The organism is Salinisphaera sp. PC39, from assembly GCF_040361335.1.
GTDB lineage: Bacteria > Pseudomonadota > Gammaproteobacteria > Nevskiales > Salinisphaeraceae > APNM01.
The window spans coordinates 14,209-29,295 of sequence record NZ_APNM01000021.1 but is presented as its reverse complement, the minus strand read 5'-3'; the positions used below and the strand labels follow the sequence as shown (position 1 = coordinate 29,295).

The window sequence follows — 15,087 nt, the reverse complement described above, 5'->3', positions numbered from 1 at the left end:
ATAATGGTCGCGGTCACATCGGGAGCGCGCCATGAATCCGGACGAAGCCGTCGACGAGACCCAGCGCAACCTCGCGGTCGGTTGCCACCTGCTGGGATTCCTGGGCCTGGTCGTGCCCTTCGGCAACATCCTGGGACCGCTGGTGCTCTGGCTGCTCAAGCGCGAAGGCAATCCCTTCGTGGACGACCAGGGCCGGGAGGCGGTCAACTTCCAGATCACGATGACCCTGGCGGCGCTGGTCTGCGCCGCCCTGATGGCGGTTCTGATCGGCTTCCTGCTGATTATCGCGCTCGGCATCTACTGGTTGATCGTGACCATCCTCGCCGCCGTCGCCGCGAGCAAGGGCGAGCGTTACCGCTACCCCTACACCCTACGGCTGATCACCTGAAAAGCCCGAAGATTCCGTGAGACCCACGGGATATGCGGGCTTCAGGCGGCGTGGTCGATGCCGCGTTCCTTGAGGAGACGCTTGGTCTTGGGCGGGCGGCCGGTGATCAGGCGATCGCCGGTGCGGCGGGTGAAGTACTTCCAGATCCACTGGGTCAGTACGCGCAGGCGCCGCTCGCCGCCGATCAGGGCGTAGATGTGGACGAAGATCCACAGCAGCCAGGCGCCGAAGCCGGATATCTTGAACCAGTTGAGGTCGGCCACCGCACGGTTGCGGCCGATCACCGCCATGGTGCCCTTGTCGGTATAGACGAATGGACGGGTGTCCCGGCCGCGGGCGCGGCGCTTGAGCAGGCGCGCCACGTACTCGCCCTGCTGGATCGCCGCGGGCGCCAGCCCCGGCACCTCGCGGCCCTTGCCGTCGCGGCAGCGCGCCAGGTCGCCGATCACGAAGATGTCCGGCCGGCCCGGCAGCGACAGGTCGGGCTCGACCCGGACCCGGCCGCCGCGGTCCAGCTCGGCGTCGGTGCGCGCCGCCAGGATCTCGCCGAAAGCCGAGGCGCGGACGCCGGCCGCCCATAGCACGGTCTCGGCATCCAGGCGTTCGCTGGTCTCCGGTCCCCGCATGACCACGTGGTCCTCGGCGACGTCCGCCACCATGGTCTGGGTATGCACCGTCACGCCCAGCTCGCTGAGCATGCGCTCGGCGCGCCGGGACAGGGACGGCGGATAGCCGGGCAGGATACGGTCGGCGCCCTCGACCAAGTGGATGCGTGCCTCGCGCGAGTCGATCCGGCGGAAATCGCCCACCATGGTGCGGTGGGCCAGCTCGCCGATGGCGCCGGCCAGTTCCACGCCGGTGGGGCCGCCGCCGACCACCACGAAAGTGAGCCAACGCCGGCGCGCCTCGGGGTCGGATTCCATTTCGGCGCGTTCGAAGGCGTAGAAGATCTCGCGGCGCATGCGCAGGGCGTGCTCGACGGTCTTCAGGCCGGGGGCGTTCTCGGCCCAGTGGTCGTTGCCGAAGTAGTGATGCTTCACGCCGGTGGCCACGATCAGGGTGTCGTAACCGAGTTCGCCATGCTCGTGGATCAGGACGCGGCGCGCCGGATCCACGTCCACCGCCGTGGACATCAGGCACCGGACATTCTTGTGCCGGCGCAACAGGACCCGGTGCGGTACGCAGACATCGCCGGTGGTGAGCATGCCCGAGGCCACCTGGTAGAGCAGCGGCTGGAACGTGTGGAAGTTGCGCTTGTCCAGCAGGGTGACGTCGTAACCCGAGCGTCCCAGGGCCTGTGCCGCGAACAGCCCGCCGAAGCCCCCGCCGACGATGGCGACATGGTGTTGTGCCGGGCTGTTCTCGGGCATGTGCGCATCCTTCGCGTTCGGATAAACGCGCTATTGTACGCAAGGTTACTGTGCGCTGCAGCATAACGGCCGGGCGTTTAGTAACCGGACGCGAAGCGCTCTAGACTGGCATCCGGAGGACAGGATCGTCCGGGCCGGAACGCCGGCGGCGGACGATCGACAACAGCCGGTGACCCGAACCATGTGCTTGATCGCTTTCGCCTGGCGCGCCCACCCCCGTTACGATCTGGTGGTCGCGGCCAACCGTGACGAATTCCATGCCCGCCCGACCGAGGCGGCCCACGCCTGGCCGGACGCGCCGCGGGTGTTCGCCGGCCGCGACGGTTCCGCGGGCGGTACCTGGTGCGGCGTGACCCCGGACGGCCGCTTCGCCGCCGTGACCAACGTGCGCGAACCCGATCCGCCACGAGCCGGCCAGCTCTCGCGCGGTGCCCTGGTCGCCGACTTCCTGGCCGGCGAGGCCGGTGCCCGCGCCTTCTGCGACGACTTGCTGCCGAAACGCTTCGATTACGGCGCCTTCAACCTGCTGGCCGGCGATCGCGAGGGCCTGTATTACGTCGGCAACCGCGACGACCGCGGCATCCTGGCGGTGCCGCCGGGCGTACACGCGTTGTCGAACGGCGTGTTCGGCGACGTCTGGCCCAAGACCCGCCGGGCCGAGCGCCTGCTCGGCGACGTCCTCGCCCACGACGAGATCGAGGTTCGGGATTTGCAGGCGCTGCTCTACGACGAGACCGAGGCGCCGGACGGCGATCTCCCGGACACGGGGGTCGATACCGTCACGGAGCGCGCCTTGTCGCCGATCTTCATCCGCGGCCGTCAATACGGTACCCGCGCGGCGACGGTGGTGCTGCGGGACGCGGACTCGGTGCGGCTGGTCGAGCGCGGCTTCGGTCCGGACGGGGTCGCGCTGCACACCGTCGACCGGACCCTGACCCGGAGGCAGGTATGACCCGAACGCGTCCCTACGGCACCTGGCCCTCGCCGGTCGACCCCGACGCCCTCGCCGGCGCGGGCCGCAAACTCGGCCAGGTCGCGCTGGACGGCGGCGACCTGTATTGGCTGGAGGGCCGGCCCGCCGAGGGCGGGCGCAGTACCGTCGCGTGCCCGGACGGCGACGGCGGTGCCACGGATCTGCTGCCGGGCCGCGACGTCCGCTCGACGGTGCACGAATACGGCGGCGGGGCGTTCGCCGCGGCCGACGGCCGGCTCTGGTTCGTGGACGCGGCCGACCAGGCGATCCGGCGCCGCGAGCGGGACGGGCGCATCCTCGACGTGACCGGGGCGCGACCCGGCGTCGCCTTCGCCGACCTCCAGGTCGACCGGGCGCGGGAGCGGCTGTTCGCGGTGCGCGAGGATGCCGGCGGCGAGGGCGAGCCACGGGCCTCCCTGGTATCGATCGCCGCTGACGGCGTCGTCCGCGAGATTCACGGCGGGCGCGATTTCTATGCCAGCCCGCGCCTGTCCCCCGCGGGCGACCGGCTGGTCTGGCTGGCCTGGGATCATCCGGACATGCCCTGGGACGCCACCGAACTCTGGCAGGTCGCGCTGGACGCGGACGGCGACCACGACAAGCCCCGGCGTATCGCGGGCGGCCCCGGCGAGTCCCTGTTCGCGCCGGTGTTCGCGCCCGACGGCGGCTTGCACGTGGTCTCCGACCGCGACGGCTGGTGGAACATCCAGCGCGTCGAGGGCGACTCGCTGGTGCCCGTCACCCGCGAGACCACGGAGTTCGGCCTGCCGCAGTGGGTATTCGGGCAGAGCACCTACGCCTTCGACGACGACGGCACCCTGTTCGCGCTCATGACCCGCGACGGGCGCTGGTCCCTGGTGCGGGTGGACCGCGCGAGCGGCGCACTCGCGACGTTCGACCTGCCCTTCACCCAGTTCGATCAGTTGCGGGTCGGAAGCGGCCGTCTGGCCTTCATCGGCGCTTCCCCGTCCGAGGCGCCGACGCTGTGCACCCTCGCCGCCGACGGCACGGACCTGCAGCGTCTCCGGGCCTCGACCGACCGCTCCCTGCCGGCGGCGGCCGTCTCCACGCCCGAGTCCCTGAGCTATCCCACGGCCGACGGCGATACCGCCCATGCCCTGTATTACCCGCCGCGCAGCGCCGACTATGCCGGTCCGGCCGACGAGCGTCCCCCGCTGCTGATCAAGTGCCACGGCGGTCCCACGGGCGCCACCGGCACCGCGCTCGATCCACGGATCCAGTTCTGGACCTCGCGCGGTTTCGCGGTGCTCGACGTCAATTACCGCGGAAGCACCGGCTACGGTCGTGCCTACCGGCAGAAGCTCTACGGCGCCTGGGGCGTGGCCGACGTCGCCGACTGCGTGCACGGGGCGCGTCACCTGGCCGCGCGCGGCGACATCGATCCCGATCGCGTCGTGATCAGCGGCTCCAGCGCCGGCGGCTACACCGTGCTCTGTGTGCTCGCCTTCACCGACCTGGCGGCGGCGGGCGCCAGCTACTATGGCATCGGCGACCTGGAACGGTTGATGGCCAGCACCCACAAGTTCGAATCGCGTTATCTTCGTCGCCTGATCGGCGACGATCCAGACCTTTTACGGGAACGTTCACCGCTGAACCATGCCGATCGCGTGAGCTGCCCGGTGCTGTTCCTGCAGGGGGAGAAGGACAAGGTGGTACCGCCCGATCAGGCCGAGGCCATGGCCGGTGCCCTGCGCGAACGCGGTGTGCCGGTGGCGCACATCGCCTTTCCGGGCGAACGCCACGGCTTCCGCGACGCCGCCAACGTACGCACGGCGATCGCGTCCGAGCTCGCCTTCTACGGCCGGGTGCTGGGCTTCGAACCGGCGGACGATCCGCCGCCGCTCGAAGTCGACAACCTGGACCGCTGACCGCATGACCACTCGTTGGCTCTGGTGCCTGCCGCTGTGGCTGGCGACCCTGCCGGCATGGGGTATCGGTGTCGATCTTGAGGGTATCGGCGGCGAATTGGCGGACAACGCCCGAGCCTTTCTGACCATGACCTCGCTGCCGGCCGAAGCCGCGCCGGCGCGCGTGCGCCGCGCCCACCGCATCGCGCCCGGCGAGATCCGCAAGTCGCTGCAGCCCTTCGGCTACTACCGGCCCGCCATCCAGGGGGAACTCGACGGCGGGCCGGGCGACTGGCGCATCCGTTACCGGATCGATCCCGGTCCCGCCACCACCATCACGGACCTGACCGTGGCCGTGACCGGCGCGGGCGCGGACGATCCCCGTTTCCGGCGCGCGATCGAACGCGGCGGCCTGGTCGAAGGCCAGCGGCTGCGGCACGCCCGCTACGAGGACACCAAGACGCGGCTGCAGCAGGCGGCCTATGCCGGCGGCTACCTGGACGCGGAATTCGCCGAGCACGAGATCCGGGTGGACCCGGAAGCCGCCTCGGCCGAGATCCGCCTGATCCTGGATTCCGGGCCGCGTTACCGCTTCGGCGAGGTGACGGTGCGCCAGGACATCCTCCGCGACAGCCTGATGCAGCGCTACGTGGGCATCCGGCCGGGCCAGCCCTTCGATCCCCAGAAGTTGCTCGACGCCCAGTACGCGCTCAACGACAGCGGCTACTTCGCCCGCGTCGAGGTCGACGTGGACAAGGCGGGCGCCGGCGAGGACCATCGCGTGCCCATCGTGATCGTGGCCGAGCCGCGGCCCAAGCGCCGCTACACCATCGGCGCGGGCTTCGGCACCGACACCGGCCCCCGCGGCCGGGCCGGCGTGGAATGGCGACGCCTGAACCGGCGCGGCCACCGCGCGGAGATCGACCTGCGCGCCTCGGCCGTGCAGACCCGTCTCAGCAGTCAGTACCTGATCCCGGTGTCCAATACCAGCGACGACCGCTACGCGATCAAGGGGATCGTCAACCAGGACGAGGCCGGCGACGGCGAAAGCGAGCTGCTGGTGCTCGGCGGCTCGCGCGACAAGCCGCTTGGCGGTTGGCAGGCCAGTGCCTACGTGAACTTCGAGCGCGAGACCACGCGTTTCGCCGACGATGTCGAGCGGACCTTCCTGCTCACGCCGGGCATCAGCGCCAGCCGGACGCGGGCGGACGACCCCCTGGTGCCGCGTAGCGGCTGGAGCCTGTTCGCGGACCTCCATGGTTCCGTCGAGGGACCGGTCTCGGACGTCACGTTCCTGCAGGCCCAGCTCCGGGGCCGCGGCGTGGTGCCGCTGCTGCCCCGGGTGCGCCTGCTGCTGCGCAGCGAGATCGGCGCCAACCTCGCCGACCGTCTCACCGAGCTGCCCGCCTCGCAGCGCTTCTTCGCGGGCGGCGACCGCAGCGTGCGGGGTTACGACTACGAATCCCTGGGCGAGCGCAACGACGAGGACGAGGTGATCGGCGGCCGCTACCTGTTCACGGCCAGCGCGGAGATCGACTGGCGGGTCCATGGCAACTGGGGGGCGGCCGCCTTCTACGACATGGGCAACGCCGCGGACGACCCGGACATGGACCTCAAGCGCGGCGTGGGCGTGGGCGTTCGCTGGTATTCACCGATCGGCCCGGTGCGGCTGGACCTGGCCCACCCGCTGGACGGCGACGACGGCGGCGTGCGCATCCATTTCACCCTGGGACCGGACCTGTGAGGGCGGCGGTACGCGGTCTGCTCTGGAGCCTGTTGTTGCCGGCGGCGGCGATAGCCTGGCTGGTGTTGACGGAGAGCGGCCTGCACTGGGCGTGGCGGCTGGCCCGGCCGATGCTGCCGGCGACGGTATCCGTGGACTCGGTCTCGGGCCGGCTGGTGGGTCCGGTCACGGTGCGCGGCCTGCGCGTGGACCGCGACGACGGCGGGCTGGTCCTGGCGCGGGCGACGCTCGACTGGCGGCCGACGCGCCTGCTCGCCGGCGAAATCATGGTATCGCGGCTGGTTCTGGACGGACTCGAATACACCGCGTCGGGGACGCCGGCGGAGGCAACGTCCACGCCGCCGCCCGCCTTCGAGTTGCCGACGCTGCCGCTGCCGCTCGTGGTGGCCGGGGTCGAGGCGCGCGATCTGGCATACGTCGGCGCGCCGGCTGCCGAGCCGCGCCGCCTCGCGATGCTGGGCTGGACGGCGCTGCGCCTGGATGCGGCGGGTCTGGCCCTGGACGGCGGGCGCGTGCGCGACGCCCGGCTGACCGCCGACTTCGGCCTGGCACTGGGCCGGGGCGTCGACGGCACGGTATCCGCGCATGCCGACTGGCAGCTCCGGCCGACCGCTCGGCCGCCGCTGGCCGGTCGCCTCGGCATCGACGGCAGCCGTCAGCACCTGCGCCTGGATGCCGGCCTGGCACCGCCCTATTCGGCGACCCTGGAGGCCACCGTGCGCGAGATATTCGCGGCGCCCGCCTTCGAACTGGTCCTCGACGCCGGCGGGGCCGACACCGCCGCCTGGCTCGGCGAGCGGCCCGAGGGCCTGCCCGAGACCCTGGGCCTGCAACTGGACGCCGCCGGTACCTGGAACGACGGCGTCCTGGTGCTGGAACGGGCCGAGCTCGCGCAGCGCGACAGCGGTACCCGCCTGCGGGCCAGCGGTCCGCTGGCAACGGCCGGCGACGGCACCGACCTACGGCTGGCATGGACCGGATTGCGTTGGCCGCTGACGGGCGAGGCTGCGGTCGCCAGTCCCGAGGGCTCGGCCACGGTCCGGGGCGGACCCGGCGACTGGCGCGGCGAATTGCGGGCCGCCATGGCGCCCTCGGGCAGCGTGACCGGTGACATCCGCCTCGCCGACGAACTCCTGGACGGCACCCTGACATGGACCGGCCTGGTCGCCGGCCCGGTGACCAGCCCGGCGGGCAAGCTGCGTTTCGACGGCCGCCCGGACGCCTATCGGGTCGAGCTCGATGCTCGCGGCCGGCACGCGCAAACGGGCGCGTTCCGGCTGGCCCTCGGCGGGCGGGGCGATCGCGCGCATCTGGCCGTGGCCGATCTTCGCGCCGAGTTGCTGGACGGGGTGGTGACCGGCGCGGGCGAGATCGCGTGGCGGCCCGTGCCGCGGTTCGAGGCCCGGCTCCGGGGGCGCGGCCTCGATCCCGGGCGTCTCGATACGGCCTGGCCGGGCCGTCTGGATATGACACTGGCCGCCAGCGGCCGCCGCGAGGGCGACGTCTGGCGGGCGCGGATCGCCGGCCTGACGGTGGAGGGCCGCCTGCGCGGGCGCGACCTGCGGGCGCGCGGCGCCGGCGAATGGGACGGTCGCGGCCTGCTGGTACGCGACCTGGCAGTGGCCAGCGGCGCCAGCACCCTCACCGCCGACGGCCGCGTCGGCGGCCGCTGGGATCTGCGCTGGTCGCTGGACAGCCCGGACCTGGCCGATCTGGTGCCGGGGGCCGCCGGCTCGCTGTCGGGCCGGGGCACGGTACGCGGCCGGGTCGAGGCGCTGGCGCTGCGCGGGCAACTGGACGGCGAGGCCCTGCGTTTCCGGGAATGGGCGGCCGATGCCCTGAGCGCGGACGCCGACATCGATCTGTCCGGGGAGCGCGCCTCGTCCGTGACGGTGCATGCCGCGGCCGTGCGTGCCGCCGGCGGCCGCTGGGATATCCGCCTCGACGGGGGCGGCCGCCCGGCCGACCACCGCGTCGAGATCGCGGCCACGGCCGCCACCGGCGAGCGCGAGGGCCGCCTGACCGTGACCGGCGACTGGCGCCGCCCGGTCTGGCGCGGCCGGCTGACGGAGCTGCGCCTGGCGCCCGGCATCGGACCGGTCTGGACCCTGGCCGACCCGGCCGGACTCGACTATCGCCAGGGCCGGTTCCGGCTGGAGCAGGGTTGCCTGACCGCCGACAACGCACGCGCCTGTGCCGCCTTGACCGCCGCGGCCGGGACGGTCGACGGCCGCTTCGACCTGGAGGCGTTGCCGCTGGCCTTGGCGGAACTGGTGCTGCCGCCCGGGGCCGAGGTCGAGGGAACCGTGTCCGCGGAGGGTGACTTCGGCTACCGGGACGGCGCGCCCCGGCTCGATCTCGCGTTCGCGACCACCGCCGTCACGGTGCGCGCGACCGCGTTCGAGGAGGAGACGGCCAGCCTCGGCATCGAGCCCGGCGGCGGTCGCGTGCGCCTGACCCCGGACGGCGGCGCCGTGGCCTTCGATTTTGGGCTGCGCCCGGCCGGCCGCCTGTACGCCGACATCCGTCTCGGGCCCGGTACCGGCCTCGACGCGCGCACCCTGGCCGGCGAGATCGCGGTGCGCCTGCCCGATCTGTCGCCGCTGGCGGCGCTGAGCCCCGAGCTGGACAGCCTGTCGGGCCGGGTGGACGGCAGCCTGCGTCTGGCCGGTACCGTCGGCACACCCGCGATCGACGGCGAGCTGGCCCTGGTCGAGGGACGGGCGGCGCTGCCCCGGCCGGGGTTGACCCTGACCGGGGTCGAGCTGCGTCTGGCGGGCGACGGCGACAGCCTCGCCCTGAGCGGTACCGCGCAGTCCGGTGACGGTCGGTTGACGCTGTCCGGGCGGCTCTATCCGGCGCCGCCGCCGTCGCTGGCGCTCTCGGTGACGGGCGAGGATTTCCGCGTCTTCGACACCCGCGACGGCCGGGTGGCGGTCTCCCCGGACCTCGAGCTGCGCCTGGACGGGCGCCGGGCCGAGGTGCGCGGTCTCGTGCGTATCCCGGAGGCGTTGATCACCCCGCGGGATATCGATGCCTCGGGCGCGGTGCCGGTCTCGCGCGACCAGGTCATCGTGGCGGAAGGCGAGGCCGCGCCGCCGCTGCGGCTCGACGCCGAGATCCGGATCGAGCTGGGCGAGAAAGTCCGGGTGGAGGCCTTCGGTCTGAAGGCGGATCTCGGCGGCGCGCTGACGCTCCGCCAGCAGCCCGGCCGGCTGGCCACGGGTGTCGGCGAGCTGGAGGTGGAGGAGGGCGAGTACCGGGCCTACGGCCAGGGTCTGAAGATCGAGACCGGGCGTCTGTTGTTCACCGGCGGTCCGGTGGACGATCCGGGCCTGGACGTGCGCGCGGTGCGCCGTCCGCGCGAGGACGTGACCGTGGGGGTACTGGCGCGCGGCAGCCTGCGGGAACCGGATTTCCGTCTGTTCTCGGAGCCGGCGATGTCGCAGACGGCGCAGTTGTCCTGGCTGGTGCTCGGCCGGCCGCTGGAGCAGACCTCCGGGGGCGAGTCCTCGGCGCTGGCGCAGGCCGCGATCGGGCTCGGACTCAAGGGCGGCGACTTCCTGGGCCGGCGGCTGCAGGACACGCTGGGCCTCGACACCCTGGGGGTTGAGAGCGAGGCGGGCGGCCCGCGCGATCAGGCCTCGTTCGTGATCGGCAAGTACCTGTCGCCGAAACTGTATGTCAGCTACGGCATCGGCCTGTTCGAGCCGGTGAACGTGCTCAAGCTGCGCTACGAGATCAGCCGGCGCTGGACCCTGCTCACAGAATCCGGCACCGAATCCGGCGGCGACATCACCTATTCGATCGAGCGCTGAGCGTTGCGGGTGCGCAGCCAGCCGATGAGGAAGTAGCCGATCCAGATGGCCGCCGCGACGGCCAGCACCGCGGCCACCAGGTACCACTCCAGATTCTCGGCGGTCGCGGCGCTGCGGGCGGCGAGCGCGACCAGCCAGGCGAGCCAGCCCATGAGCAGGGCCCAGACCGCCGCGCTCAGGCTTTCCAGCAGCAGGAACTTGAGAGGATGCACCCGCGACGCGCCGAGCACGAACGGGGTGACGCTGCGCAGTCCGTAGAGAAAGCGCACGGAGAGGATGGTCACGGTGGAATGGCGGCGAGCCATCAGCTCCACGCGTCGCGACTTGCGACGCCAGTGCCGGCGACGCATCAGGAAAGGTCGGCCCAGCCGGCGGCCCAACCAGAACCAGATGTTGTCGCCGATCACCGTGCCCACGAAGGCCGCGGCCACGATGCCCGGCATGGTCAGGTAGTCGCGCACGGCGGCGAAGGCGCCCAGGATCACGGCGGTCTCGCCCTCGAAGAAGCAGCCGACGCCGACGGCGAGATAGCCGTAGGTCTCGATCAGTGGGCGGAGCTCATCGAGCATACTGTCTCCCGCTGGCCCGGTTCGCGGCTATCCCACGAACGGCGCCGGGACGTTTCCGGTTCCCGGCTCAGGCGGCCGCGGGCCCGTCGGCCAGCACCCGCCGCAGCCAGGCCGCGATATCGCGGATCTCCTCCAGGCAGACCTGGTGCTGCATGGGATAGCTGTGCCATTCCACGGCGTGGCCGGCCTCCTGGAGGATATCGCGGCTCGTCTCGCCGAGCTGTTGCGGCAGCATCGGGTCCAGGCTGCCGTGGGCCATCAGGATCGGCGTGGCGCGGTTGGCGTCCGCGGCCTCGTCGGCCAGCCGGTCGCGCAGCGGCAGGTAGGTCGACAGGCCCATGATCCCGGCCAGCCGTTCGGGATGGCGCAGGCCGGTGTGCAGCGCGATGGCGCCGCCCTGGGAGAAGCCGGCGAGCACGATGCGGCTGTCCGGCACCCCGCGTTCACGCTCGGCGTCGACAAGGGCCGTCACCTCGGCCGCCGAGGCGCGGATGCCCTCGGCATCCTCGGTGCTGCCGGGATCGAGGCCGGCGATGTCGTACCAGGCACGCATGGCCATGCCGCCGTTGATGGTCACCGGGCGCACCGGCGCGTGCGGGAACACGAAACGCACACCGAGACTGTCCGGCAACTGCAGCTCGGGCACGATCGGCACGAAGTCGTTGCCGTCCGCGCCCAGGCCGTGCAGCCAGATGACGCTGGCGCGATGGGCGCCCTCGGGATCGATCTCGACGGTTTCCAGCATGGTCGTCCACCCTTTGGCTCGGCGGCGATTGTGCGGTAGCCCGCGCGCCGCCGCAAACCGTGCATGCGCATGCCGGACGGGTTAGGCTGGCGCGCCTACGAACGACACGAGACTGCGGTCTCCTGTTCCACATTGCCCGGAGGACGGATCATGAAAGCGAAGGCGGCGGTAGCCTGGGAGGCCGGCAAGCCCCTCACCATCGAAGAGATCGACATCGAGGGACCCAAGGCCGGCGAGGTACTGGTGCGCATGGTGGCCACCGGCGTGTGCCACACCGACGCCTACACCCTCTCGGGCGCCGATCCGGAGGGCTTCTTCCCGCGCGTGCTCGGCCACGAGGGCGGCGCCGTGGTCGAGGAGCTGGGTCCCGGCGTCACCGGCCTGGCGCCCGGCGACCACGTGATCCCGCTGTACACGCCGGAATGCGGCGAGTGCAAGTTCTGCGCCTCGGGCAAGACCAACCTCTGTGGTGCCATCCGCGACACCCAGGGCCAGGGCCTGATGCCGGACGGCACCTCGCGCCTGTCCTGCCGCGGCGAGACCCTCTACCACTACATGGGAACCTCGACCTTCGCCGAGTACGCGGTGGTGCCCGAGATCGCGCTCGCCAAGGTCAGTCCCGAGGCGCCGCTGGACAAGGTCTGCCTGCTCGGCTGCGGCGTCACCACCGGCATCGGCGCCGTGCTCAACACCGCCAAGGTGGAGCCGGGCTCGACGGTGGCGGTGTTCGGCCTGGGCGGCATCGGCCTGTCGGTGATCCAGGGCGCGGTGATGGCCGGCGCCGAGCGTATCATCGCGATCGACCTGAACCCGTCCAAGTTCGAGTTCGCGCGCCAGCTCGGGGCCACCGACTGCGTGAACCCCAAGGAGTACGACGATCCCATCCAGCAGGTCATCATCGACCTGACGGACGGCGGCGTGGACTACTCCTTCGAGTGCATCGGCAACGTCGACGTGATGCGCGCCGCCCTGGAGTGCTGCCACAAGGGCTGGGGCGAATCCACCATCATCGGCGTCGCCGGCGCCGGCGAGGTTATTTCGACGCGCCCGTTCCAGTTGGTGACCGGGCGGGTCTGGCGCGGCAGCGCCTTCGGCGGGGTCAAGGGCCGCACCGAGCTGCCGGGCTATGTCGACCGCTACATGGCCGGGGAGATCAACATCGACGACTTCGTGACCCACACCATGGGCCTGGAGGAGATCAACCACGCCTTCGACCTGATGCACGAGGGCAAGAGCATCCGCTCGGTGATCACGTTCTAGGAGCCGGACCGCCATGAGCATCGAATGCATCGACGAGCACAAGTCGTTCGGCGGCTGGCAGCGGCGCTACCGGCACGCCTCGCGGGCCTGCGACTGCGACATGACCTTCGCGGTCTACCTGCCGCCGGCGGCGGAGGCCGGGCCGGTGCCGGTGGTCTACTGGCTGTCCGGGCTGACCTGTACCGACGAGAACTTCGTCAACAAGGCCGGCGCCCAGCGCGCCGCGGCCGAGCTGGGGCTGGCGGTGGTGGCGCCGGACACCAGTCCGCGCGGTCCGGGCGTGGCCGACGACGACGCCTACGACCTGGGCACCGGCGCGGGGTTCTACGTCAACGCCACCCGCGCGCCCTGGGCGGATCATTACCGCATGTATGACTACGTGGCCGAGGAGTTACCGGCCCTGGTCGCCGCCGAGTTGCCGGTGGACGCGGCACGCGCCGCCATCAGCGGGCACTCCATGGGCGGCCACGGCGCCCTGGTGATCGGCCTGCGCCACCCGGACCGCTACCGTTCGATCTCGGCCTTCGCCCCGATCTGCGCGCCGGCGAGCGTGCCCTGGGGCGAGAAGGCCTTCTCGACCTACCTGGGCGACGACCGCGAGGCCTGGCGGGCGTACGACGCCTCGGTCCTGGCGGCGGCCGCCGATCCGGCCGCCGCGCCGCCGATCCGCGTGGACCAGGGCGAGGCCGACGGCTTCCTGGCCGAGCAGTTGGCGCCGGCGCGGCTGGCCGAGGCCTGCGCCGAGAGCGGGCTCGACCTGGACCTCAACTACCGGCCCGGCTACGACCATAGCTACTTCTTCATCGCCAGTTTCATCGACGAGCATCTGCGGTTCCACGCCGCCGCGCTCGGGTGACGCCCGGCCTGCGCCGGGGCGCGGATACGGGCTAAACTGGGCGGCCATGCCACCGCCGGAGGGCGACCGATGATGCGACGGGCCGCGTGCTGGGCGCTGCTCGCCTGTGTGCTGACCGCGGCCGCGGGCTGCGGCCAGAAGGGACCGCTGTACCTGCCCGACGAGGAACGGCCGGCGCAACAGGACGGGGACGGCGCCTGATGGACCATTTCCGCTACCGGGGGCCGGACCTGCATGCCGAGGACGTGCCGCTGGCCGACATCGCCGCCCGTTTCGGCACGCCGTGTTACGTGTACTCGGCGGCCACCATCCGCCGGCATTTCCAGGTGTTCCGTGAGGCCCTGGCGCCGCAGCCGCACCTGATCTGCTACGCGGTCAAGGCCAACAGCAACCTGGGCGTGCTCGGGTTGCTGGCCGACCTGGGTGCCGGCTTCGACATCGTTTCGGTGGGCGAGTTGGAGCGGGTCCTCGCCGCCGGCGGCGATCCCGGCAAGGTGGTGTTCTCGGGGGTGGGCAAGCGCGCCGACGAGATGGCGCGGGCGCTCGAAGTCGGCATCCGTTGCTTCAACGTGGAATCCGAGCGCGAACTGGCGCACCTGGACGCGGTCGCCGAACGGCTGGGCCGGAAAGCGCCGGTGTCGCTGCGGGTGAATCCCGACGTCGACGCGAAGACCCACCCCTACATCGCCACCGGCCTCAAGGACAACAAGTTCGGCATCGACATCGCGCGCGCCGAGGCGGTCTACGCCGAGGCCCACGAGTATCCCAATCTCGAGGTGGTCGGGGTCGACTGCCACATCGGGTCCCAGCTCACCAGCACCAGCCCCTTCGAAGACGCGGTGACGCGGGTGCTGGCGCTGGTGGACCGCCTCGCCGAGCGCGGCATCCGGATACGCCACCTGGACGTGGGCGGCGGCCTGGGCATTCCCTACCGCGACGAGACCCCGCCGGCGCCGGCCGACTACGCGCGCGCGATCCGGACGCTGGTCGCCGACCGCGACCTGGAGCTGGTGGTCGAGCCCGGCCGCGTGATCGTGGGTAACGCCGGCGTGCTGTTGACCCGAGTGGAACTGCTCAAGCCGGGGCCGTACAAGAACTTCGCGATCGTGGACGCGGCCATGAACGACCTGCTGCGGCCGGCCCTGTACGACGCCTGGCAGGCGATCGTGCCGGTGCGCGACGCCGGCGGCGAGACGCGGGTCTGGGACGTGGTCGGGCCGGTGTGCGAGACCGGCGACTTCCTCGGCCGCGACCGCGACCTGGCCCTGGCCGAGGGCGACCTGCTGGCGGTGCGCTCGGCGGGGGCCTACGGTTTCGTGATGGCCTCCAACTACAACAGCCGGCCGCGCCCGCCCGAGGTCATGGTGGACGGCACCGCCGCGCACGAGGTCCGGGCCCGCGAGACCCTGGCCGACCTGATGCGCGGCGAACGACGTATTTGATATGAACCACAGAGTCACAGAGAACACGGAGGGAAGAAGCCATTAACCACAGAG

12 protein-coding genes are annotated in these 15,087 nt (G+C 71.8%); 9 read left to right on the top strand and 3 right to left on the bottom strand.

All coding sequences use genetic code 11. The features are described from left to right. Nucleotides 1-31: 31 nt before the first annotated feature. Nucleotides 32-388, top strand: coding sequence for a DUF4870 domain-containing protein (locus PC39_RS15655; protein ID WP_353254351.1), 357 nt, complete (start codon nt 32-34; stop codon nt 386-388). A gap of 41 nt (nt 389-429) precedes the next feature. On the opposite strand, the gene PC39_RS15650 is transcribed toward PC39_RS15655, so the two are convergent. Then, the gene (locus PC39_RS15650; protein ID WP_353254350.1) at nt 430-1,758 is read right to left on the bottom strand and encodes an NAD(P)/FAD-dependent oxidoreductase; all 1,329 of its coding nucleotides are present in this window, start codon (nt 1,756-1,758) and stop codon (nt 430-432) included. Nucleotides 1,759-1,939: 181 nt separating this feature from the next. Between PC39_RS15650 and PC39_RS15645 the strand changes: the two genes are divergently transcribed. Genes PC39_RS15645 through PC39_RS15630 form a run of 4 tightly spaced genes read left to right on the top strand, consistent with a single transcriptional unit; the run spans nt 1,940 to nt 10,161 of the window. Continuing rightward, a complete protein-coding gene (locus PC39_RS15645; RefSeq protein ID WP_353254349.1) occupies nt 1,940-2,710 on the top strand; it encodes an NRDE family protein in 771 nt (256 codons plus the stop codon). Beyond that, a complete protein-coding gene (locus PC39_RS15640; RefSeq protein WP_353254348.1) occupies nt 2,707-4,620 on the top strand; it encodes a S9 family peptidase in 1,914 nt (637 codons plus the stop codon). The genes PC39_RS15645 and PC39_RS15640 overlap by 4 nt, the downstream gene beginning before the upstream one ends. A 4-nt stretch (nt 4,621-4,624) precedes the next feature. Continuing rightward, the gene (locus PC39_RS15635; protein ID WP_353254347.1) at nt 4,625-6,343 is read left to right on the top strand and encodes an autotransporter assembly complex protein TamA; all 1,719 of its coding nucleotides are present in this window, start codon (nt 4,625-4,627) and stop codon (nt 6,341-6,343) included. Continuing rightward, on the top strand, nt 6,340-10,161 hold the full coding sequence (locus PC39_RS15630) for a translocation/assembly module TamB domain-containing protein (RefSeq protein WP_353254346.1): 3,822 nt from the start codon (nt 6,340-6,342) through the stop codon (nt 10,159-10,161). Before PC39_RS15635 ends, PC39_RS15630 begins: the two co-directional genes overlap by 4 nt. On the opposite strand, the gene PC39_RS15625 is transcribed toward PC39_RS15630, so the two are convergent. Next, nucleotides 10,143-10,730 carry a DedA family protein gene (locus tag PC39_RS15625; RefSeq protein ID WP_353254345.1) on the bottom strand — a complete coding sequence of 196 codons (588 nt, stop codon included), beginning with the start codon at nt 10,728-10,730 and terminating at the stop codon, nt 10,143-10,145. The two genes, PC39_RS15630 and PC39_RS15625, sit on opposite strands and share 19 nt — an antisense overlap. A gap of 67 nt (nt 10,731-10,797) precedes the next feature. After that, on the bottom strand, nt 10,798-11,475 hold the full coding sequence (locus tag PC39_RS15620; protein WP_353254344.1) for an alpha/beta hydrolase: 678 nt from the start codon (nt 11,473-11,475) through the stop codon (nt 10,798-10,800). 150 nt (nt 11,476-11,625) lie between these two features. Here PC39_RS15620 and PC39_RS15615 point away from each other — a divergent pair, with 150 nt between their 5' ends. The 4 genes from PC39_RS15615 to lysA all read left to right on the top strand — a co-directional run bounded on the left by PC39_RS15615 (nt 11,626) and on the right by lysA (nt 15,033). After that, nucleotides 11,626-12,735, top strand: coding sequence for an S-(hydroxymethyl)glutathione dehydrogenase/class III alcohol dehydrogenase (locus PC39_RS15615; RefSeq protein WP_353254343.1), 1,110 nt, complete (start codon nt 11,626-11,628; stop codon nt 12,733-12,735). A gap of 13 nt (nt 12,736-12,748) precedes the next feature. After that, nucleotides 12,749-13,591: an S-formylglutathione hydrolase gene (gene fghA, locus PC39_RS15610; RefSeq protein WP_353254342.1), complete on the top strand. Its 843-nt coding sequence runs from the start codon at nt 12,749-12,751 to the stop codon at nt 13,589-13,591. 69 nt (nt 13,592-13,660) lie between these two features. After that, nucleotides 13,661-13,792, top strand: coding sequence for an LPS translocon maturation chaperone LptM (gene lptM / locus PC39_RS15605; protein WP_353254341.1), 132 nt, complete (start codon nt 13,661-13,663; stop codon nt 13,790-13,792). Beyond that, nucleotides 13,792-15,033 (top strand): diaminopimelate decarboxylase, encoded by a 1,242-nt coding sequence (lysA, locus tag PC39_RS15600; protein ID WP_353254340.1) that lies wholly within the window; start codon nt 13,792-13,794, stop codon nt 15,031-15,033. The genes lptM and lysA overlap by 1 nt, the downstream gene beginning before the upstream one ends. Nucleotides 15,034-15,087 lie beyond the last annotated feature (54 nt).